This window comes from Sphingobacterium sp. BN32, from assembly GCF_030503615.1.
GTDB lineage: Bacteria > Bacteroidota > Bacteroidia > Sphingobacteriales > Sphingobacteriaceae > Sphingobacterium.
Window position 1 is genome coordinate 1,757,991 of sequence record NZ_CP129963.1, and the last position, 22,724, is coordinate 1,780,714.

Annotated in this window: 21 protein-coding genes; 6 read left to right on the forward strand and 15 right to left on the reverse strand. The window is 39.7% G+C overall.

Translation table 11 applies throughout. The annotated features are described in order from the left end of the window. The first annotated feature begins 4 nt into the window (after nt 1-4). Entirely contained in the window at nt 5-514 is a 510-nt protein-coding gene (locus QYC40_RS07315) for a hypothetical protein (protein WP_301993280.1), read from the forward strand. 114 nt (nt 515-628) lie between these two features. Here QYC40_RS07315 and QYC40_RS07320 read toward each other — a convergent pair whose 3' ends face one another. The 10 genes from QYC40_RS07320 to QYC40_RS07365 form a co-directional block, all read right to left on the reverse strand. After that, on the reverse strand, nt 629-1,780 hold the full coding sequence (locus QYC40_RS07320) for a relaxase/mobilization nuclease domain-containing protein (protein ID WP_301993281.1): 1,152 nt from the start codon (nt 1,778-1,780) through the stop codon (nt 629-631). Next, nucleotides 1,777-2,196: a hypothetical protein gene (locus QYC40_RS07325; RefSeq protein ID WP_301993282.1), complete on the reverse strand. Its 420-nt coding sequence runs from the start codon at nt 2,194-2,196 to the stop codon at nt 1,777-1,779. Before QYC40_RS07325 ends, QYC40_RS07320 begins: the two co-directional genes overlap by 4 nt. A gap of 13 nt (nt 2,197-2,209) precedes the next feature. Then, the gene (locus QYC40_RS07330) at nt 2,210-3,088 is read right to left on the reverse strand and encodes a toprim domain-containing protein (protein ID WP_301993283.1); all 879 of its coding nucleotides are present in this window, start codon (nt 3,086-3,088) and stop codon (nt 2,210-2,212) included. Between the two features lie 106 nt (nt 3,089-3,194). After that, nucleotides 3,195-4,346, reverse strand: a complete 1,152-nt coding sequence (locus tag QYC40_RS07335) for a VapE domain-containing protein (RefSeq protein ID WP_301993284.1) — start codon at nt 4,344-4,346, stop codon at nt 3,195-3,197. A gap of 131 nt (nt 4,347-4,477) precedes the next feature. Further along, nucleotides 4,478-4,783: an AlpA family transcriptional regulator gene (locus tag QYC40_RS07340; RefSeq protein WP_301993285.1), complete on the reverse strand. Its 306-nt coding sequence runs from the start codon at nt 4,781-4,783 to the stop codon at nt 4,478-4,480. Between the two features lie 108 nt (nt 4,784-4,891). Beyond that, nucleotides 4,892-5,731, reverse strand: coding sequence for a hypothetical protein (locus QYC40_RS07345; RefSeq protein WP_301993286.1), 840 nt, complete (start codon nt 5,729-5,731; stop codon nt 4,892-4,894). A 3-nt stretch (nt 5,732-5,734) separates the two neighbouring features. Further along, a complete protein-coding gene (locus QYC40_RS07350; protein ID WP_301993287.1) occupies nt 5,735-6,865 on the reverse strand; it encodes a site-specific integrase in 1,131 nt (376 codons plus the stop codon). A 161-nt stretch (nt 6,866-7,026) separates the two neighbouring features. After that, a complete protein-coding gene (gene mnmE, locus QYC40_RS07355) occupies nt 7,027-8,400 on the reverse strand; it encodes a tRNA uridine-5-carboxymethylaminomethyl(34) synthesis GTPase MnmE (RefSeq protein ID WP_301993288.1) in 1,374 nt (457 codons plus the stop codon). A gap of 238 nt (nt 8,401-8,638) precedes the next feature. Further along, complete coding sequence (locus tag QYC40_RS07360; protein WP_301993290.1) at nt 8,639-9,256, reverse strand: alpha/beta hydrolase; 618 nt, start codon at nt 9,254-9,256, stop codon at nt 8,639-8,641. Between the two features lie 18 nt (nt 9,257-9,274). After that, nucleotides 9,275-10,213 (reverse strand): ring-cleaving dioxygenase, encoded by a 939-nt coding sequence (locus QYC40_RS07365; RefSeq protein WP_301993291.1) that lies wholly within the window; start codon nt 10,211-10,213, stop codon nt 9,275-9,277. Between the two features lie 497 nt (nt 10,214-10,710). On the opposite strand from QYC40_RS07365, the gene QYC40_RS07370 reads away from it, so the two are divergent. Further along, nucleotides 10,711-13,347, forward strand: a complete 2,637-nt coding sequence (locus QYC40_RS07370; RefSeq protein WP_301993292.1) for a hypothetical protein — start codon at nt 10,711-10,713, stop codon at nt 13,345-13,347. Nucleotides 13,348-13,460: 113 nt separating this feature from the next. Here the strand turns inward: QYC40_RS07370 and QYC40_RS07375 are convergent, their stop codons facing one another. The 3 genes from QYC40_RS07375 to metA form a co-directional block, all read right to left on the reverse strand. Then, nucleotides 13,461-14,279, reverse strand: coding sequence for a bifunctional 2-polyprenyl-6-hydroxyphenol methylase/3-demethylubiquinol 3-O-methyltransferase UbiG (locus tag QYC40_RS07375; protein ID WP_301993293.1), 819 nt, complete (start codon nt 14,277-14,279; stop codon nt 13,461-13,463). 284 nt (nt 14,280-14,563) lie between these two features. Next, nucleotides 14,564-16,123, reverse strand: a complete 1,560-nt coding sequence (locus QYC40_RS07380; protein ID WP_301993294.1) for a M60 family metallopeptidase — start codon at nt 16,121-16,123, stop codon at nt 14,564-14,566. A 667-nt stretch (nt 16,124-16,790) separates the two neighbouring features. Further along, on the reverse strand, nt 16,791-17,735 hold the full coding sequence (metA, locus tag QYC40_RS07385) for a homoserine O-succinyltransferase (RefSeq protein ID WP_149525886.1): 945 nt from the start codon (nt 17,733-17,735) through the stop codon (nt 16,791-16,793). A 175-nt stretch (nt 17,736-17,910) separates the two neighbouring features. Between metA and gdhA the strand changes: the two genes are divergently transcribed. After that, nucleotides 17,911-19,245 (forward strand): NADP-specific glutamate dehydrogenase, encoded by a 1,335-nt coding sequence (gene gdhA / locus QYC40_RS07390; RefSeq protein WP_301993295.1) that lies wholly within the window; start codon nt 17,911-17,913, stop codon nt 19,243-19,245. A gap of 80 nt (nt 19,246-19,325) precedes the next feature. Beyond that, nucleotides 19,326-19,571: a hypothetical protein gene (locus tag QYC40_RS07395; protein WP_301993296.1), complete on the forward strand. Its 246-nt coding sequence runs from the start codon at nt 19,326-19,328 to the stop codon at nt 19,569-19,571. 188 nt (nt 19,572-19,759) lie between these two features. Here the strand turns inward: QYC40_RS07395 and QYC40_RS07400 are convergent, their stop codons facing one another. Together QYC40_RS07400 and QYC40_RS07405 are read right to left on the reverse strand one after the other, a co-directional pair. Beyond that, nucleotides 19,760-20,443, reverse strand: coding sequence for an NAD-dependent deacylase (locus QYC40_RS07400; protein WP_301993297.1), 684 nt, complete (start codon nt 20,441-20,443; stop codon nt 19,760-19,762). Nucleotides 20,444-20,598: 155 nt separating this feature from the next. Beyond that, nucleotides 20,599-20,892: a DUF2892 domain-containing protein gene (locus QYC40_RS07405; RefSeq protein WP_149525882.1), complete on the reverse strand. Its 294-nt coding sequence runs from the start codon at nt 20,890-20,892 to the stop codon at nt 20,599-20,601. Between the two features lie 122 nt (nt 20,893-21,014). On the opposite strand from QYC40_RS07405, the gene QYC40_RS07410 reads away from it, so the two are divergent. Both QYC40_RS07410 and QYC40_RS07415 read left to right on the forward strand, forming a co-directional pair. Next, entirely contained in the window at nt 21,015-21,857 is an 843-nt protein-coding gene (locus QYC40_RS07410) for an ATP cone domain-containing protein (protein WP_301993298.1), read from the forward strand. Further along, a complete protein-coding gene (locus QYC40_RS07415) occupies nt 21,850-22,584 on the forward strand; it encodes a TIGR00730 family Rossman fold protein (RefSeq protein ID WP_301993299.1) in 735 nt (244 codons plus the stop codon). The genes QYC40_RS07410 and QYC40_RS07415 overlap by 8 nt, the downstream gene beginning before the upstream one ends. Nucleotides 22,585-22,724 lie beyond the last annotated feature (140 nt).

The window sequence follows — 22,724 nt, forward strand, 5'->3', positions numbered from 1 at the left end:
TAACATGAACAAATTCAATCAATTACTAATTATTGCAACAATCCTATTATTCAGTGCTTGTGGAAAGGATAATCCTGAAGTTGAGGATCAAAAGTCCGTCAAGAAAGTCGTAGAAGTAAAAATTTCCTTTGGATCCAATTACGCTAGTTATGGTGTTAATTTGGGGTTACAGGTAGCGAGTGCTGATGGAGGTCTGAATAGTAATTTTAAATTTGAAGGTATCATTTCAACACCATCCATCGTTCATGAAGCATCGATAATCCATCAGGTTGAAATGTCACCAATCAGTAGTTCCAGCCAATGTATCAAGACATCAATGCCTGTGAGTACTTTTTCCATTGCCACGACAGCAACGAATCTGACTGAAAATACCACCCCGCTAACAGCAAAGTATGAGTTCTACATCGATGGTAAAAAGACAGTGGAAAAATCGCTTTCATTCCAACCAAACGATTATGCTGCTAAAGTTCTGATTTTGGATGTATCGAATCCCTCTAAAGTCATTGAAAACTAGACAATATATCTCTTATTATAACATTGTAGCATTATACAATTGTATAATACTACAATGTTATAATGTTGCAATGTTATAATTGTATAATGATAGCTTTATATAATTATATACTGTTTAACGCCTGAGTTTTCTTCTTCTTCGCTTTTCATCTTCATCTATCTCGTCACCGCCAAAACTACTAAGTAAGCCACTAAGACTGCTAATAACGGTACTTGTACCAGTAGATAATTGATTAGAAACTGCTTCTTCAAACTCTTGTTCTGTTTCTTCATTTCGGCCAGCTCGTTCAGAATTGGAGTATGATCTACCTTTGTATCCATTTTGGACATCGTATTCATCTTTTGATCTAATATGGCTTGGTTTTTCGTTACCGTTATTTGGAGTTCGGATACTTTTTCGATCCTGATTTTCAGCTCCTCGACTTGATTTTTCAAGTAAATCTTTAAATCTTGCTCTTGTTCGATTGTTTGTCTCGCCAATTGTCTGACGGTCTCGGCTTTGTTCATAATTGAGTTGTTTTAATAAATTTGACCATTTATATTGATTACCTAATTTTTGCCCCTTTGCGATAAACCCTTCACTTGAAATGTAAGTGATTCCTGAAACTCGTCCAGTACTTTCTGATTGATTAAAGATGAGATAGACTCCATCCTCTTTGCATCCGTTTATAAAGTCCCTAACACTATCTGCTTTCGAAAGAGCACCTTTAACTCGTTCCTGCATAAGCATTCGATCAGAAAGCTTTCCAGTACGTTGAATCATCTCTAATTCATCTTTACTGGGGGCTCGGTCTATTGCTTCTTTTGACGATTTCACAGCTTGTAAGCCATACTTTTGTTCGAGTTTGCGACAAAGGTTCTCACTTCTCTGATAATTATTTGAATCTGAAACTACTGAACCATCATACTTGATTCTCGAGGCCAAAACATGAATGTGTAAATGATCAGCATCGAAATGTTGCCAGATAGCATAAGCATTATCATTAAACCCCATGCCTGTTAAATATTCCCTACCAATTTCAGACAACTGTTCGTTACTTAATTTATCTGTTGATGCAAAATTTAGTGACACGTGATACGCATCTCTTGTCAGCTTTGGTCGTAATTGTTGTAAAAAGCTTATTTCTTGCATAATACTTTGTCGATCATATTTGAAAAAATTATGATCTAACAATTCCGCACGATCCCTCGGACTTTTGAGATCCATCTTTTGATGATTGTAATCAAATGCGGCAACAAAACCGTGTATTTTCTGCTTAGCAATCATTGTGTCAACATTTTTTCATGGATACGATCGAGTAAATCTTTAATCTCTTGAAAAATCTCAAGTTCAATTTTGCTAAGCCGTGTTTCATGGACAGCCCTAACGTATTGATTAAAATTATTCGAAATACGCCGCGTCAATAGATGTGTAGAAACATCTATTTTACTGATGCGATTGACCTTCAAAGAAGCGTTAATAATCAGCTCACGAATGACAACGCTAGCGTTATCTTCTCTCATCAAAATCAGTTTATCCAGTTTATTCTTTTCGTATTTATTTAATGCGACCATTACATTAAATATGCGCAGGTCATCTATATTTTTTCGTGGTCTTGCCATATTATTCAAAGGAATGAAGTGAATTTGTTTGCTATTTGAGCAAGCGTTATCCCTTAGGGGCAACATGGCTTGCTCACTCAACAGAAATTAATAATCAATAGTTCCCCAGTAAATAATCGTTTAGATCTTTTCCTTGAAAAGTCGTCCTGTAATCATAGAATTTACTTTTTTGATTTAAAGCTTCTGCCTTTAGTAAACTAGTCGCTCGATCTCCAGCGTTATCACGGTCAAAAAATGCAATCGACGATTGCTTCAATGGATGTACTTCCAAAGTCTTTTTTAAATTGTTAACCGAGTTCAGTATGCAATAATCATTACGGCTTTCCTGATCTGGATAAATCATTAAAAAGCTGAAGAAATCGAGAATGCCTTCAAAGTAGATTCGGCTTTGTACATTAGAATTCGTAAATAAAGTAACACCTTGTTGTGTTGCACACTTAAAACCTTTCGAAAACAGATTGTATCCACCAAGGTGGTTTCTTATTCCAAGATTCCAATATATTTTGCCATTAGCACTATATTGATAGGCTTTTAAATAGCGCATAGCAATCTTTATATCAATACCTCGTTCTGCAACTAGATATTGACATAACGACTCGTGATTAATAATTATGTCTTCTTTCAAAATAGTAAAAGGATCTGAAGCCCTCTCTTCGCAGTTATTTGAAGCCGTTGTTAGCTGGTGAAAAGAAAAAACACCTTGATTGAAATTTCTAACAATATCCGAAACGCTAAGTCCTGGATAAATTAGCAAAATCAAATCAATCAATGTACCTCCACGGTTATTATCAGAATAATCTACCCATAGATTATTTGAAGATATTTTAAGGCTTCCTGTTTGTTGCTGTGGATTAATAAATGATTTATATAGCCAATATCCATTGTGTTTTCGCTCTGGAAAGTATCCTATAGATGACAAAAAATCTATAATTGATAGTTTATTTATGTCGCTTGTATTCATTTTTCTTTTCAATAGCTGAGTGATTTTATTGTAGTCACGTAGTCAGTAAAATTATTTTAGTGACTACAACAAAAAACACGGTTTAAACTAGTTATAATACACTTTTATTGTTATGTAGTCATGTAGTCAGTAGATTCTTTAATAAATAGACTCTGCGTGAATCAGCAATCACTTCTCCATCTGTATTGACATGATTTCTACGGTTAACAGGTTGATAACCTAATGATCGCAATGCCTGTCCAATTTTTTTATCGTTAAACTTCAAATAAGTCTTTATTTGGAGATCGTTAAGGATTTCTGACGACATCATAGCCACATCGTAGTCATCTTCGGCACCAATAGCGTAGTATTTTTGAATCATTTCATATTCGATAGTATGAACCTTGTACTTGTTATTGGATTTCTCATTAGATGCTATTTCATCCTTAGAGATCTCGCAATTAAATTTATTCAAATACAGATCATAAGCTTGTCCCCATACAAGATCAATATCTACTTGAGATGAATATTTCCAATCGATATCCATCACGTCAAAACAAATCCAACGCACATTGGCATCCCCAGTCAGAAACTCGTAGGTATCAGTAGTGCCAATAAACGAGACTCTGCGTGGTGTCATTTTAGCCTTTTTCTCAAAAGGATGACGAAGATTAACATGTAATCTAGACATATAGGATTTGTAATCTTCAAGATCTGATTTTTGCATATTACCCAAATCATCGAGTAGACATAAGAAGTTGGAGGACATCGCAATCTCACCATCTTTGGTGAGTTTAGGATTTTCAATGTAATAGCTGGCCAACTCATCAGGTAATAAGAATCTGGTCAATGTAGATTTACCTAGGTTTTGAACCCCAGACGAAACTAATACGATTGCTTGCTTGTTAAAATAGCGATTATCAATGGCGCATTTCACCGTGCGGACAAACCACTTAGTCACCTGAACAATAAACCTGTAGCGATCTTCTGTAATAATGTAATCCAAGAAATCTTGAATATAATTCCCATCAACTTTCCGCTGTTTGTATTTTTCATGGCATTTAAGAAAATATGCCAGCAGAGGGTCATAGCTTTGTATTCGTGAAGATAAAAGGAATGTAATTACGTCATTTGCCGATGCTGAGATACCTTTATGATGTAAATCTATAACGAGGTCATGCTCATTTACCTCTTGGAATTGTAATTGCTCTTTAGCTGAGTACTCTAATGTATTCTTAACGATGTTTTTTCGGAAAGTATACGACTTCTCTAGCGCATCAATGACACGCAAAAGCTTTAATTTGTTATCACTCATAATTGGAAATTCAGTATTTGTAAAAATTGATTAACCACTGAATTTCTTATATTTGCACTGTCAGGTACTTTAATAAGAAATTCAAAGGATGGGTTAGGTAGCAATACCTATCCCTTCTTTTTTGAAATCAGTTTTGAGTTATGAGTAAAAGCTTGTCGTTGTATTTCAGTAGTAGATTTATGGTGACTTCCCATCAACCATGCGTCAATAGCTTTCCTACTAAAGAACAATTTAGCACCTCCCGCTTCCGATTTGGAATAAGGAATTTTGGATTCGTGCACAAGTTTGTAAATGTATGCAGCCTTATAACCTGTATAAAAAGCAAGGTCTTCGACATTTAAAATGTCTTTAAATCCGATTAGATACTTTTCTAATCGATCTAATTTTTCTAAGATTAATTCATTTTTCTCCATGATTTACTTTGTTTGTTAAGTCAAGCGAAGTAAACTGAAGTAAAAAGCTAAAAGGTTGAAAAATAGGGTTTCCAACCTTTTAATAGTTTTATTCCAACCTTTTCAAAATTAATTAACAAAAATTAATTCAATCAAATTTCGGTTTTTAATATTTTCAGGAACACATTTTCTATACGATTCCGTAATAGAATCAACAGTAGCTTTAGTGTTTTTATTTTTAACTATTTTCATAAAACCTGTCAGCGACAAATCCTTGGTTTCTTTTGCTAAAGATTCAAACAAAACATACGTTTGAAGATTGTCCATCTTTAGTTGAAATAGCGGTTCTGAAGGAAAATTACCAGTTGTAAAAATCTCTACGAAACGATTACGTATCTCACTTTGTTCGTTCAAATCTTCAAACCATAGGAAATCATATCTAATTAAACCGTCAAAAATCTGACGCATTTTTTCAACGCTGGCATAAGAAGTGAAATCACTGGTATAGTTTCGTACAAGCTTTTGAACTTTTGACAAATACAGCCTTTCAAATGATCTACTTAAAGTCTTAAGCAAAAGCAAGAAAATTATGGCAAACAATGAGATTAGTACTACACACAAAAAAATATCAAAAATGGAATTATCAATTCTTTCAGTCAGTACTACATTGCTATTAAAATTGTTAAACGAATAAAATATAATAAATAGGGTTGGTAAGAAAATTGAAAAAATAAAAATTCTTGGTCGATCTACTTTTGCTTGAAAGGTACTTTTATCGGTCATCATGTAGGAAGCATACCATTTGAAACATTTCCTAAAAAACAAAAAAGTAACAGCTATTAATAATAATATCATTATTGGCTTTACAACCAACAAAAAGCTGTTAAAAGAATAGAAAAAAATACCAAAAGAGGTAGCAACTGCAATAAAAATTAGTGTCAGGATTATGATAGATGCATCTTTCTTCATCGCTTAAAAATTAAGTTCTGGAATAATGTAGGCAGATTCACGCATCTTTGCATCCGCGATCTTGGCGTAGATAGCGGTTGTTTTTATCACCTTGTGACCTAAGCGCTTTTGAACGGTGTATAAATCCGCTCCATTCTCTAACAACAATACCGCATTAGTGTGACGTCCTGAATGGAATGTTATATGACGCATAATACCCGAATTTAGCACCCATTTGGCTAATTCATTATTATAAGTCATACCATACTTCAGCCCTTTAAAAACTCGCTCTTTAGGTTTGCCTCGTTCTCCTAGAAGATCTATTGTCTGTTTCGATACATAGAGGTATTCAACACCATCGGTTTTCTGTTGTCTAAAATTTATACGATAAACACCATTCCCTTCATCACGTACCTCAGACCAGATTAACTTATTGCAATCGGACCACCTCAGACCAGAAAGGCATGAAAACAGAAATGCGTTCTTTAGAACAGGATATTTGCAGTCAGTAACTATTAGCTTTTGGAGTTCTTCAAAGGTTAAATATTCTCTTTGGGATTCCCCTTGCTCAAAGCTCTTTAGTTTTTGGGCAATATTTACTGTTAGGTAGCCGTCATTAAAGGCGCTTTTCAAGCAAGCTTTAAATTTATTGAAGTAAGTATATTTTGAATTTGTAGAAAGAGGTAGATTACTTTTGGTTCGAGCTTCACGTTCAAAATAGCTTCGCACCATTTTGCAAAAATCTTCTGTTACCTCATCAAAAATTAGATTAGGACTTATGATCTTGACCAAGTGAGACTGTACCGATGTCCATACGCCATAATTCTTATCCGAATTAATGTGAGCATTGGCCTGCTCTTTAAAATAATCTAGGAAGGGTCTTTTTGCCTTAATATTATTTTTAAGCCCATATTTTCCTTGAACATAATCTGCCTTCCGGATAGCCAAGATACTTTCAGCAAGTTCAAAGTTCTCTTTGTTATTTTTCTTTTCACTGGCAGACTTTGGATTTTCAAATTGATAAAGCTTGAGGTACTCAAAATCTCTAATATGTGTCCGTTTACCATTTTCTCCCAAAGCTGTGCCTTTATAAAATTCAATATAAAGACTAATCATACCGCTCTTTAGCTTCTTCTCCTTTAGTGTTATTTTCATGAGACTATATTCAAGGTGTACAATGCTACATCTCCAAACTTTCGAGATGTAGCAAATAGACAACGAATATAGTAATAAAGTAATTTAAAGAAAAACGAAGCGACTCATAAAGAACTGACAGTCAGATAAAAGAACGCAAAGTAAACTAAAGAAAAACAGATTTACTTCCCGATACAAAACTTACTAAATATATTCTCCAGCAAATCATCCGTAGTAACTGTCCCGGTAATCTCACCCAAATGGTGAAGCGCTTGTCTAATATCCATCGCCAGGAAATCCGAGGTAATTGGATTATCAATTCCAAACAACACCTTCTCCAGAGCCTCTCGAGTATGTTGCAGAGCTTCCAAGTGACGAATATTCGTCACTATCGTATCATCCGTATTAATTTGCGAAAGATTAACCTGATTCAGCAGCTCATCTTTCAGCTCTTCAATACCCTGCTGTTGTTTTGCGGAAATATAGATTGGGTTTAGCACTGCATATTCAGCGCGTTGATCTTCGGAGAGAAGATCACTCTTATTAATAATCGTCACAAATGGAATTTGGAGTACTTCCACTTCTTTAATTTGCTGCTGCACGGCGGCAATATGATCTTGCGTAGGGTCGAAAAGATAGATAATCAAGCGTGCCTGCTTCATTTTCTCCATCGTCCGCTCCACTCCTTTCGCTTCGATTACATCTTCCGTCTGGCGAATACCGGCGGTATCTATAAAACGAAAAGTAACGCCATGTATATTGATCTCATCTTCAATTGTATCGCGTGTTGTACCGGCAATATCCGATACTATCGCACGTTCATCATTCAATAAGGCATTCAACAGCGTCGATTTCCCTACATTAGGCTTTCCGGCAATAACCACCGGCACACCATTCTTCAAGACATTACCCTGCTCGAACGATTGGATCAAACGCCCGATCACCTGATAGATCTTCTCGATCAGAATTCGTAACTGATCGCGATTAGCAAATTCCACATCCTCTTCCGCGAAATCCAGTTCCAACTCGATTAAAGATGCAAAGTGTACTAGATCCTCACGCAACTGCTTTAGCTGATTCGAGAAACCACCACGCATCTGCTGCATAGCAATCTGATGCGACGCTGCAGAATTCGAAGCAATCAGATCGGCCACGGCTTCCGCCTGCGACAAATCCAATCCGCCATTTAAAAATGCACGAAGAGTAAACTCCCCAGCCTTCGCTGCCCTCGCCCCTTTCTTCATCAACAACGTCAAAATACGCTCAATGATGTACTTCGAGTTATGCGTAGAAATCTCCACAACATTTTCTTTCGTATACGAGTGCGGCGCAATAAACAAAGATACAAGTACCTCATCAATCACCTGATCACCATCACGGATAGTACCGAAGTGAATCGTATGCGAAGCCTGTTTGCTCAAATCCTTCCCCCTAAAAACAGAGTCCGTAATAGCCACAGCCTCCGGACCCGACAAACGAATCACAGCAATAGCACCATTAACCCCTGGAGAAGTCGCCAACGCGACAATTGTATCTTGAGAATGCGTAAATGACATGGAGGCAAAGATAGTAATTTAGATTTTAGATATAAGATTCGAGACATTAGAGTATTGGGATTAGCAAGAGCATTGGTATTAGCCGTAAGATGCTCATACCTTACCAGCGCCATCACCTTACGTTACGCTCCTTAATCCTTGAAAGAAATCATGAATTAAATAAATATCTATACAAATAATCTTCCTTCTCTCTTTCAAGAAATTGCCAGCCAATGCTCTAATGTCTAAAATCTGATGTCTAATATCTGAACACAATTTCATTAACAACCTCTATCTCATCCGCCACTATCGTATGCGGCATTCCCGGATAAATCTTCTCAGTTACTTGGGCGCCCATCTCTTCCAGTAACCTTGTGCTTTCCTGCACGCGGCTTACGGGTACATGGAAGTCCGGATCGCTGGTACCGATAAAAATTGGCGTTCCGGCGAAATCACCTTGGTAGTTCTCCTTGTAAATCTCATCGCCGATTAGGCCTCCTGTGAAGGCTACGGCTCCGCCGTAGCGTTGGGCATGTCTTGCTACATACTCTAGCGTCAAGCAGGCTCCTTGCGAGAAGCCTAGGAAATAGATATTCTCCGCTTCTATACCCTGGGACAACGCTTCTTTTACCGTCTCGGATACTAACGCTAGAGCCGAATCCAGGTAAGGCTGATTTGAAGCAACCTCCGCCATAAAAGAATGCGGATACCAGGTATGATTTGTCGCCTGTGGCGCTAGCAGCAGGTAATCCTTGACGTTTAGATGCTCGGCAAGGGATAAAATATCCTGTGCCGAACCTCCTCGTCCATGTAGCATAATCAAAGCCTTCTTTGCATTGCTGGTATTCCCTGCCTGTAATATATTTTTCTGATGCATGTTGTTCTCCTTTTCTAATTATCCTTCCAACTGTGGCAATACTTTCTCGATCTCCGCGCGGCTGCCTTCATATTGTTTTGGCAATTTCAAAGCAGATCCTAAAGAATCTAATGGCTCATCCACATCAAAGCCAGGGTTGTCGGTCGCAATTTCGAATAATACACCACCTGGTTCGCGAAAATAAAGCGAATGGAAGTAATCACGATCAATCTGTGGCGTAATCTGCAATCCTGCGCTCATAATAATTTCACGCAGCTCCAATTGGTCTTCATCATTTTTTACGCGGAATGCAATGTGGTGATTAGTCCCCGCTGTGTTAATTGCACGACCGGCGTTTGGATCAACCAAAATATCAATGATATTTGCCGAATCCACCGTGTCGGTAGCAAAACGATAGCGATTACCTTCCTCCGCAACTTGCTGATAGCCCAATAAATCTATCAACACCTTTGCAGTGGGATCCAATTCGCGCAATGTCAAAGTCGTGTTATGAAAGCCCTTGCTTGCTACATCCTGCGTCACTTCCTTCGTGGTCCAGCCGGTTCTAGCATCGCCGGCTTTCGGAACCACTAAGGATAAATTCAATCCATCAGGATCCAAGAATGGATAGTATAGTTCACCAAAACGCTCCACAACCTCTCCCGTCAAAACATTGTTTTCTCCGAAACGCTCGGTCCAGAAATCCAAACTACCCTCAGGAACTGAGTAGGCAATCTCGGTCGCCATACCCACACCGTTGCGGCCGCGACCAATGCCCTCCCAAGGAAAGAAAGTCAATATAGTCCCTGCCGAACCTTTCTCGTCCCCATAATAGAAATGATAGGTTCCAGGATCATCAAAATTCACCGTCTTTTTCACCATTCTTAAACCCAATACTTTGCTGTAAAAATCATAGTTGCGCTGAGCAAGATTTGCTATCGCTGTGATGTGGTGTAATCCTAATACTTTATTTGTCATGATATCTCCTTTTCTATTTAACCAGCTTTGAAAGCTATTGTTGTTATTTATTAATACAAATGTGCAGAGAATCGCACTTCTATTAATTGATGTATGATAAGAAGTATTCGAAGCAAATTTGCTGCAAATTCCTCCACCCCACCTACTACTTAGCTACTACATCAGAACGCCGTCTATAATATCATTAATAAAATTAACTCCTAATTAACTATATTTGATTAACCCTGAAACACACCTATCGGGGTTGGAGCCAATTATTGATAACCCAAAGAAATGACACAGCAAGTTCTCTTTACACAGCTGGGCTCCGATTTTATCCTGAATTCTATGCAGGTTGCCGCCCACACAAATGATATAGCTCTCACTAGAAGGATATATCCAATATCACACAGCAAAGATTCCATCAGAAGGGAAGATCCCTTAAATAATCTATACCGTAATCCATTCATCATATCCCCATGATTCCTTTCCAATTCAAGAAAATCCTGATCATTATAATGCTGTTTCTTTGTAAACATCTCGCTGCACAGACCGAATACATCGAGGGCTATGTCCTTTCCGAAGGGAAGCCAATAGCCTCCGTCTACATTCGTCTCACCCTCGGTACGGAGTTGCTGGCATCTAGCAGCACTGATCATTTCGGCTATTTCATGATCAAGATCCCCGATAAGAGAAACTTAAAGGAGGCCCACTTGGAATCAAGCCATTTAGCCTTTAAATCGGCTAAAATCGCATTGATCGAAGGAAAGACGACCTACCGATTTATTCTCGAACCAAAATCTACAGCAATCGATTCGCTAGTGATCAAAGGTTCACAAAGACTGCGCGTTAAAGGAAACACTCTGACATTCAAAGCTGATTCATTTTCAAGAGCAGAAGATAGAAGCATTGAAGATGTTTTGTCGCGTGTTCCGGGGATGCTCATAGATGAGACTGGAAAAATAAGCTTTAATGGGAAGGAAATTACAGCGCTTTACATCGATGGCAGCAACCTCTTGGATGAAAAATATGAATTCGGCAGCAAAACCATCCCGAACAAGATTATTGAAAACATCGAAGTGCTTCAACGACATGTACACCACAAAGTGCTGCAAGACAATACGCTGAGCGACGACCTAGCACTCAATTTAGTAACAAAGGATGATGCAGCGCTAAAAGTCAATGGTCGCTCGACCTTGGGATTGGGCATCCCCGAGCAATACGATTTGGAATTATCTGCCATGCTCTTAAACAAGAAAATTAAAACTTTAAATACGTTACATGGAAACAACTTAGGGAAAGATTTATCGAGCATGTTCATAGGCCACACAGATTTTAAGCGAAATAGCCGCATTGTAGATCCGCTACCTAAAAATCTGCTTCGACAAGAGACCATCAGCTCAACAACTGGACATCCCTATGTCAACAATACGGCGAGGAGTCAATTTCTCGCTTCAAACAACTATTTTCAAATAAGCGAAAACGGATCTTTACGGCTCATAGCACAGCAACATTTGGGGCGAAGAGAACCCCTCATATTTTCCTATAATGATAACTTTGCAAGCCTAGACAGCATCCGATTTATAGAGGACCCAAACAACAATCCGCTACTCAGAGGAACCGTATTGGCTGCTCAATTCGAAATCAACAACCCCAATTACTTCCTCAGTAATAATGCATATATGGAGATTGATCGCCGGAAGGAAAGCTCAGAACTGCTAGGAAACTCCGTGAAACTGAACCATCCCTATCGACATAAGCTCTTACAATGGAGCAATCATTTCCAATATAGCCCAAAACTGAAAAACGGCGACATCGTCGACTTTCAATGGACAATAGAACACAAAAATTCCAAAGAGCGTCTACTGGTCGAGCAACTTGCCGGAGATCCACACATCACGAGCAACAAGGAAGAAATCACGCGGCAACGCTTAGAACTCCCCATATTTGCCAATCTTATTAGAGCGTCCTACAAGTTTAACAAAGGCACTATAAAACACACATATCTTGTAGGACTTTTGAACGAACGCCAAAAGTTTAACAGCGAACTAATTTTAGCGGGTACAGAGTATCAGTTTTCCGAACTCGGACTTCGTGCGCAATTAAACGACCTGGACTGGCACAACAATGAGTTCTACTTTGTGCCCATGCTGGAAACAAAAGTAAAGAAATGGGAATTTTCGGTCGCATTGCCATTCATCGCCCAACATATACACTATTTAGATCCCACGAATAATTTAGATAAAAGCAGAGATAAGGTCTATTTTAACCCCTTGTTGAACAGCAAATTCTTCCTGAATGCGCAAGACTATTTGCAGCTACGCTTTCATCATCAGCGATCCATAGGGAACATGGCTAACGTTTTCTGCAAGCCTATCCTAAAAACTTACCGTAGTTTGGCAAATAACACGATCGACCTGCGCGAGAAAAAGAAAAATGAACTCACTCTGAAATACAATGTGCAACGGCCATTACAGCTATTCTTTGGAAATATAACCGCTAAATATACGTCCGTTAGATATCCCGATTTGCTAGCCACTCTCGTCACCGACAATTTGCTCTCCAAAATCGTGGTTCCCGGTGCTCACAAATCGCAAGAATATGGATTAATTTTATCGGCGACGCAGTATATTAACGCCCTTCGTGGTCCATTGCAACTCCACGCAAGCTGGACAAACCTGAAAGACGATATGGCGGTCCAAAGACAGGCAACAAGGCTGGATCAATCAGCGCTATTAATCAACCCATCATTTGACCTACAAGTACATAAAAATTTCAGTGTAAACTATGGAGTCCATTATTCTTGGTTTAAAAGTGAGATTGTTGCCACACATGTGCCCAGCGACCGAATTACGAGTAGTAACTTAACTAATTCCTTCAAATTAGCTTACACCCCAATCAAACCGCTATTCGTTGAATATAGTTTCAACCATCAGCACAATAAACAAGGAATTTTTACCCACAATCACCTCTTTATGGATCTATTTTCCCGTATCAGCTTACCGAAGAGAAAAGTCGATCTCGAAGTGGAACTCAAAAATATCGCAAACATCAAAAACTACCACCATCAGGTATTAACTTCCGACGAACTCTATAGCACGGTTTACCGTCTAAGAGGACGCATGCTCAACGCCCGATGTATTTTTAATTTTTAAAACATAAAACGGATAGTAGCAGTAGTAGCAAATTACTAACTAAACAAAAAAACAAACAGGGCGCCCCAAAGGCGCCCATGCAAATCTTATAGCTAATGTCTAAAATCTACGCTCTAACAAAATGCCGCAATCATCATATGCGGACTCAATGCAAGCAAATGCTCATCATTTTCCGTAATCTCGGTAATCAAGTCCAGATTCTTCCGCTTCTTAGTATTCAGCATACTTTCAAAATAGTGCTTGTCAAGCCAGGTAATACCTTCCACGGCAAACAATTTATCAAACCTCAACCCCGCCGCCGCAAATTCTGCCTTTAGTTGCGCGGGCTTATGGTAGAAAGATTCCGCCATCACCCAAGGCAAATCCGACGGCGCATTATGAATACCTGTTGTCAGCTCCGATTTGCACATATCCAAAAAAGAGGGACCATGAATCAAACCATTCAACAAACCTACAATAGTCGAGGCCGTATAGTTGATTGCAAATCCCAATACCACCCCACCAGGCTTAAGCACACGTTTCGCCTCCGAAATAGCACGCAGCCTCGCCTCCTCACTTTGCAGATGATACAACGGACCATGCATAATCACCACATCCGCATATCCGTCTTTAAAATCCAGACGCTGGGCTTCCCCTTTAATCACCTTAAAAGACTTCTTAGCCTTCTCCGAACGTTTTTGAGCGATCTTGAGATGCTTATCCAAAGGTTCCACCATATGAACATCATGCCCTTCCTTAGCTAGCCACTCCGCATACTTGCCGGTACCACCACCAACATCAATAACCACCCCCAACTTCGGCAGATACCTAGAAATTAATGCTTTGATCCTTTCAAATTCAAATATCCCCAACCCCTTGCTGAGTCTATCTTCTTCCGAAGCCTGATTGTAGAAATCCTCAATCTTCGCGCTAACCAATTTCTTGCTGTTCATACGACAAATATAATGCTTTGGAAGAATTCGGAAGCAGATTTTAGACATCAGACATTAGATATTAGACCCGATTCTGCCAATCCTTGCATCCTTCCTTTCCTGGTTCAAAACAAAGCATCCTGCACAACAAAACCCCAACTAAAGTTCAAATCAGCAACCCTATCAAACATAACCACAATTGAAATTCCAAACAAAGATACTGGCCCATAAGAAAGGCGCCTAATCGGCGCCCTACTCTAATGTCTAAAATCTAATATCTCATATCTATGATCCCATATCTAATCTCAATCTTTCATTGCACTGATATCTCCCTTTGGTTTTGGAAGATTCAACGCTTTAATTTCTGCTTTACATTTATCGACCATGGCTTGCGTCATACGGTAATCATACTTTCCGTAATCATCCATTTCGAATTCGCCAACATAGAAGAAACCATACTGATCGAAGAAATCCGTTAAATCCTCTTTTGCTACTTCACAAGCGGTTTTCACGAAGTTAAGCTGATGAACCGCAGGGTTTCTGTCCCGATTCCAAGGATTCTCTTTCGCTTCTTGCTGACGGAAAGTTTCAAACAAGTTCGGGTAGAAATCTGCCTTTTTACCAGGCCCAGCATAGTAAAGTTGCAATTGCCAGAATGGTACCAGGCGGTTAAACACGTCGGGATCCTGCAGGTACGAAATTTTCTTATCGATGATGGAAGCGCGCGCTTTAGCGTAGTTTCCTTGCTCAGAAATTCTAGATTTATTGCCGAAAGAAGTCGTCACATAAAGCGAGTAAATATTATTACTCACCTCACCTAATCCGCCCCAGCTTAACTTCGGTCTTGTTTGGTGCACATGACCTACTTCATGGCTGAATCCCCAACAAGGGTCGCCACTGATTACCCGGGCTGGATCCAATACCATCGCCATGGCATAACCACTTTTACCCCCCATATAGGCAACTCCATCACCATCTCTGAACATGTAATAATTATAATTAACGCGCGATAAGATCTTATTCTCCGGTACACGATTGTATTTGATCAATCCCATAATGCGGTGTTGACGGTGTACTAAGGAGTCGTAGTTGTTTATCAATTCTACCCCTTTCCCTCCGGCATATTTCTTTAAATCGGCAACTGGGTAAGCCGTTTGAATGTACTTCCCTTTCGCATCGACAACGCCATAGACAGCTTTATCCAATAAGTTATCCCAATCGGCATTGTTTTGTTTCTGGCTATCGAAGTAACCATTTACCTGCCCTGTCAAAAAGTGAACACGGATAGGCTTTTCCTCTTGCGGATTTTCAGAGAAATAATAGATATATGCTAAACTACCGAAATCCTTTAGATCGATAATATTGACGCCATTTTGAAGTTCAAACACTTCCTTTTCAATTCCCCATCCCTTTGGATCCTTCGTCGGTTCCTTCGGATCAGGAGCCTGTCTCAACCAATTCGGAACAATCAGTTTTATTTCCTTGCCACGCTCGATACCTTCTGCAAGCACGATATGCTTACCAACGGGCAAATAAACACCTGTTATATTCTGATATTTGCTGTAGCCATCCCCAATGCTTAGCTGATGGCCCAACATCGAAGGCGACAAAATCGCATGATAATCCGCTAATTTATAATCAGACTTATAATTGCCCGCCAACACATTTAAAGCATGCTTGCGGATATGCTCATCCGCTATTTTGTTGATGATTTTCTTGGAAGTCCCTTTCTTCAGCGTCAATGCCAGAGGATCTTCAAAAATAGATAACTGCTCATAAGTCTGTTTAACTTCCTTAGCGCTCTGAGCATAGCCCATCGACGCCATCAAACATGCTACAGCAAAGGTTAAAATGGTTCTTTTCATATTATATTTGAGTCGTAATAATTCTCGAAAATACAGGAATCCAGCATTTAAAAAAGTTCCGGAAATCAACTATAGCCCTCAATTCGCTTGAAATGCAATCGCAAACGTTTGAGTAATTTTTTTAAGAGAGAAAACAATTTGTCTTGAAGCAAGAAAGGAAGGATGCAAGGATTGGGATTTTGTCTCGAACCAAGAAAGGAAGGATGCAAGGATTGACAGGATCCTGGTCATCTCAAAATCCTTCCTTTCTTGGTTTAAAACAGTACAATAAATTAAGTCAAGCATAATACAGCATTAGCTCATTAACCATTCACTCCCACTTCAATCCCCTTTCATAACCCTTTCGAAGCGGCTTTGATTGGGTTATGAAAGGGCTTTGAAAGGGTTATATAATGGTTGTAAGTGAATGTAGAGTTGAAGTTGCATAATGCTAGTGTCCCCCCCGATCCTGCCAATCCTTACATCCTTCCTTTCCTGGTTCAGAGATAGTATTTAGTACTTAGTAGTTAGAGCTATGGCACAAAATCCTGCCTTTCTCTACATCCTTCTTCTCCACAATAAAAAAGGCGCCTAATTGGCGCCAATATTCTATTATCTAATATCTTATATCTAAAATCTAATCCCAGCCATAGGTCTAAATACTAACTACTAACTACTAAATACTACTTTACCCATTAATCTTAATATCCCCTAATTCAGGAACTTGTTTCAGGTCGTATGGAGTTTCTTGGTAGACATAGTAGTTCAGCCAGTTGTTGAACAGCAGATTAGCGTGACCTGCCCAGCGCACTACAGGGCCAAGCTCAGGCTTGTCATCCTGATAATAATTTACAGGAACGTCGATCTCAAGCCCTTTTTCGATATCGCGGGTATATTCTTCGTGCAGTGTAAGCGGGGCGTATTCCGAATGTCCCGTTAAATAAAGCTCACGGCCACCACGGGTCGATAAGATTGCTAATCCGGCTTCTTTAGAGGCTGAAAGCACCGTGATATCCTTCTTGGCTTCCACATCCTCCGCGAGGATCGTTGTATGGCGACTATGAGGAATATAGAATTCATCATCAAAACCGCGGAATAGTGGATCCTTCTTGTCCCAGGCAGTATGTTTGAATACACCAAACAGCTTGCTGTCTAGCGGTTTCTTTTCAACACCATAGAAATGGTAAAGAGCAGCTTGGGAAGCCCAACAGATATATAGGGTAGAGAACACATGTTTCCTTGCCCAGTCGAAGATTTTGGTTACTTCTGGCCAATAGGTGACTTGCTCGAAAGGCATCATCTCAACCGGTGCCCCGGTGATGATCATACCATCGTAGGTATTCTCTTTAATATCTTCAAAGTTTTTATAGAACAGCTCTAGATGCTCTTCAGGCGTATTCTTAGGATTATGTGTCGCTAGGCGCAAGAAATCCAGCTCCACCTGTAAAGGATTATTCGATAACAGGCGGATAAAATCAGTTTCTGTAGAAATCTTTAGAGGCATTAAGTTCAGCACAAGTAATTTCATCGGTCGGATGTCTTGAGTATCCGCGCGTAAATCACTCATCACAAAGATATTCTCCTTTTTAAGGAGTTCTATCGCAGGTAAATTATCTGGTATCTTAACTGGCATAAAAATTCTCTTCTTTTCAATCTAAGTTGACAAATGTACAAATTGAAAAACTAATTCCTCAATTAGAATACGATTTTGACGAACGTAAAACATGAAAACAATTTTTGTATAAAATTGGCTTTTAATATTAATTTTCGCTAATATTGCGATACATTAAATAAAATATCACTAATAAATGTCCCTAAACCTTAAGAATTTTATCAAGAACGTTGAGCTGCGTAATCCGAACGAGCCGGAATTCCTACAGGCGGTAACCGAGGTAATTGAAGATTTAATCCCTTACATCAATGAGCATAGACCAGACTTTGCGGATTTGCGAATCCTAGAGCGTATGGTTGAGCCTGAGCGTGCACTCTCCTTTCGTGTCGCTTGGATGGATGACAAGAATCAAATCCAGGTTAATAGAGGGTATCGCGTGCAGATGAACTCGGCGATTGGCCCTTACAAAGGTGGTTTGCGCTTTGCGCCGGATGTGAACTTGAGCATATTAAAATTCTTAGCATTTGAACAGGTATTTAAAAACAGTTTGACGAGCCTGCCAATCGGCGGTGGCAAAGGTGGATCAGACTTCGACCCAAAAGGCAAGTCGGACAATGAAATCATGCGCTTTTGCCAAAGCTTTATGACCGAACTATACCGTCATATCGGTGCAGAAACGGATGTTCCTGCTGGCGATATCGGTGTTGGAACGAGAGAAGTCGGCTATCTATTTGGACAGTATAAACGTATTCAAAATAATTTTACCGGTGTTTTAACTGGTAAAGGCCCCCAATGGGGCGGTTCCTACATCCGTCCGGAAGCGACAGGTTATGGTCTACTCTACTTCGTTCAATGTGTATTAGATTACAATAACGAATCTATCGAAGGAAAAGTGATTTCTATCTCTGGAGCGGGAAATGTGGCCTATTATGCTGCAGAAAAAGGCATTCAGCTAGGCGCTAAAGTGATTACACTATCCAATAGCACTGGAACGCTGTATGATAAAGAGGGGTTGACCTTGGAGAAATTAGCCTACATCGCAACATTAGGACGCGACTTAGCGAAATTCACAAAGAAATATCCATCTGCAACCTTCCATGCAAAAGAAAATCCTTGGCAGTTTAAATGTGATATTGCATTACCATGTGCAACGCAGAATGAGATCAACGAAGCGGATGCAAAGAAGTTGGTTAAAAACGGCTGTACCATTGTCGCTGAAGGTGCAAATATGCCATCAACTGCTGGTGCTATCAAGGTTTATGATGCTGCGAAAATACATTTTGGACCGGGCAAAGCTGCGAACGCCGGTGGAGTGGCGGTATCTGGATTGGAAATGTCGCAAAATGCTATCGGACAGCAATGGAACCATGAGAAAGTGGATCATCGCTTAAAACTGATTATGCAAAACATCCATAAAACATGTGTGCGATATGGCAAGGAGCCGAACGGATATGTTAATTACCTGAAGGGCGCAAATATCGGTGGCTTTATCAAAGTTGCCGAAGCCATGAAGGCTCAAGGAGTGGTTTAAACCTAATTTATTTATATCTATATTTGTAAGGTTCCGGCATCTGTCGGAACTTTTTTATTTCTGACTTAATTCTATTTAGCATGCGCGTATTAGCCGAATTACCACATCCGGATTGTAAAATTACAATCTTCGGAATGAACCAAAAGTTTATCATCAAGTTTGAACAAGGGACCTTGGAACAGTCTTATAAGTTAGCTGAAGCCGATGTAGTCGGTGGTGTTAATGGAGTCTTTGAAATGCTTGATGAACAGTTTATACAACAGGTTATTGGGCTGTTTGCGGAGATGAGAAAGGCAATAATAGGAACTTACAATAAGTATCAATAATCCATTTAGTTGATTTCATTATGTAACTGATAAATAGCGTCTTAAAAATATAAAACCTCTAATACAGAATTATATTCCGTATTAGAGGTTTTTTTTTGATATCAAGCTTTTCTTTAATGTAAATATTAAATTTACTATAATTACACAAATAATCTGATTATTAGCATCTTATATAGTCACTCAAAATATTATTTGGCTAGTATTTCTGCCAAATAAGTGACACCTTTGCTCGCTGACTCCGCGATTTTATGAACCTGTGCAGGAATGGCTACTTGTTTCGCATTTGGGTCGATCAGTATGATTTTACAGCCGGGCTTACAATCGAATAATAAGTTTGCAGCGGGATATACCTGCAAGGATGTTCCGATGATAATAAACACGTCGGCATCTCGAACAAGGCGGGATGCTTCTACCATATTCGGCACCGCCTCCCCGAACCATACCACATGCGGGCGCAAGGGCGAACCCAACTCGCGAGTGGCGTCCATCGCAATCTCATCGCCTTCGATATCGTATATTAATTTTGGATTCATTGAGGATTGCGATTTCCGAATCTGCCCGTGCAGATGCAGCACTTTGCTGCTTCCCGCTCGCTCATGCAGGTCGTCAATATTCTGGGTGATAATCTGTACATCGAAGTCTTTTTCCATTTCTGCTAAATAGCGATGGGCGGCATTCGGCTCTACACGGATACAATCCTTTCGACGCATATTATAAAACCGTTGTACCATTTCGGGATTGCGCTGCCATGCCTCCGGGGTGGCAACTTCTTCAATTCGATGCCCTTCCCACAATCCATCGGCACCGCGAAATGTAGGCAGCCCACTTTCTACAGAAATACCGGCGCCGGTAAATACGACTATCTTTTTCATTAAATACAGTTGAAATTTTAAAAACCTTCATGTTTCCATTGAAATACAAACAAGGATGAATCCCGTGCTGACCATTGAAAACAAACACTATAGCAAACATAAGAAAAGGCATCTAATGTTTTAGATGCCTTGACTTTGGTTGTAATTAAATCGTTCTATTTTACGAAATAGCGATGTTCAATAACGGTTGCCTCTGGCTCTTTAGACTCTACAGAGTCTTTGATGGGGCAATATCCTGTAACACCACGATAAATCAGCGCACCACCGAGCGTAATGCCCGAGAAAGCTGTCATCGGATGTTTTACAATAGATTTAATTCCTCGTCCTAACAAGAATCCGCCAGCGACTACAGACAATATACGTTCCGATGTCCCTACATTCCCATCATGACAACTCGCATCGAGTTTGTTCTTTAGCGCATCAAAGGCATAGTTTAATATTCCGCTCATGTTGTTCAAATTTATAATCCTATCTATTAAACGAATAATTTCGATTTTTGTTTCTGATTAGGTATAAATTTTGATTGCCTTTGCTATTATTCGTATTTTCATCCACATTTAAACTATTAACTATGCTGGTAAAGAAGTATTCGGGCGAACTGGTCCCCTTTGATGAATCAAGCTTGAGAAGATCATTGATGCGCTCGGGCGCTTCGGATGGGGAAGTTCAGATGGTATATGCCTCTATCAAAAATAAATTATACGATGGCATTAGCACGCGAGAGCTCTATGAAATGGCTTTCGACGCCTTAAAATCAAAGAAAAACTCCTATGCGGCTCGTTATAGCTTAAAGCGCGCTCTTCGCGAATTAGGACCCGAGGGTTTCTATTTTGAAAAATGGGTAGCGCGACTTTTTCAGGAAGATGGCTTCGAAGCGATTACCGGACAGACCGTGCAAGGACATGCTGTAACGCATGAGATTGATGTTGTTGCTGCAAAAGGCGATGTGATGCTTGCAGTGGAATGTAAATTCCGCAATGATGAGGACGCAAAAATTTCTGTGACAACACCAATGTACTTTAAATCTAGAGTGACGGACGTGACGGGAATTGAATATCCCTTTTTCAATGCACACCGTCAGTTTACCGATGGCTGGTTAGTAACCAATGCCTACCTCACTACAGACTCGATTAAGTTTGGAGAGTATTATAAGATGAATTTATTGTCCTGGGATTACCCGAACGGACAGAGCATTAAAGCGCGTGTAGACAATACCGGCGAATATCCGATAACTTGCTTAACTAACTTAACCTCACAGGATAAAGCGATGTTATTAAAGAATCAATGCATCTGCGTAAAGGATCTTTTAAAGGATCCGAAGGTGCTTAGCCATATACAGATTCCTGCAGACAAGCAAAAGCAAATTATGCAGGAAGCCGAGGAATTAATAAATAGCCCAATAGAACATGAGTAATAAATTTGTCAGAGAAGAGATAAGTTTCCTCAAAGGTGCCCGTGGGCGTTGGAACGAGCTCAAATATGTAATCGGTGTTTTCTTTCAATTCATGAAAGGGTTTAGGACCTTGCACTTCGTGGGCCCCTGCGTAACGGTTTTTGGATCTGCACGATTTGGCGAAGACCATGTTTACTACAAACAAGCACGCCAGGTATCGGCAAAGCTCGCCGAGCAAGGCTTTACCATCATGACGGGTGGAGGTCCAGGTATAATGGAGGCCGCGAACCGCGGGGCTAAGGATGTTGGCGGCGCTTCGGTGGGTTGTAATATCGTATTGCCGCATGAACAGAAACATAATCCTTACATGGACAAATTCGTCAATATTGAGTACTTCTTCGTTCGTAAAGAACTCCTGCGAAAATATTCATTCGCTTTCATTATTATGCCGGGAGGATTCGGAACGCTGGACGAGTTTTTCGAAACCCTTACACTGATTCAGACGAAGAAACTATCGCAGTTCCCAATCGTTGTGATGGGCTTGGAATACCATAAAGGTATTATCGAGCATGTGAATGAAATGATTGAAGCAAAGACAATTAGCCCGGAAGATCAAGACTTACTCCTATTTACGGATGATATAGATGAAGCTGTAGAACATATTAGGCAATATGCAGACACCAACCGAATAGTTAAGCTGCAGGAACAAAACCCAAATTGGATATTGGGCGAGAAGAAAGCAGTTTAACTAGATATTAGACCTTAGATATTAGATTTTAGATGCTGATATGCGGGATAATTAATGTTGATTTCGTTCGTGTAAGGTTGGAAGAGAGATTGCGTGATGGCATAACTGCAGTGTAATTAAGAAAATTTGAATTATAACAT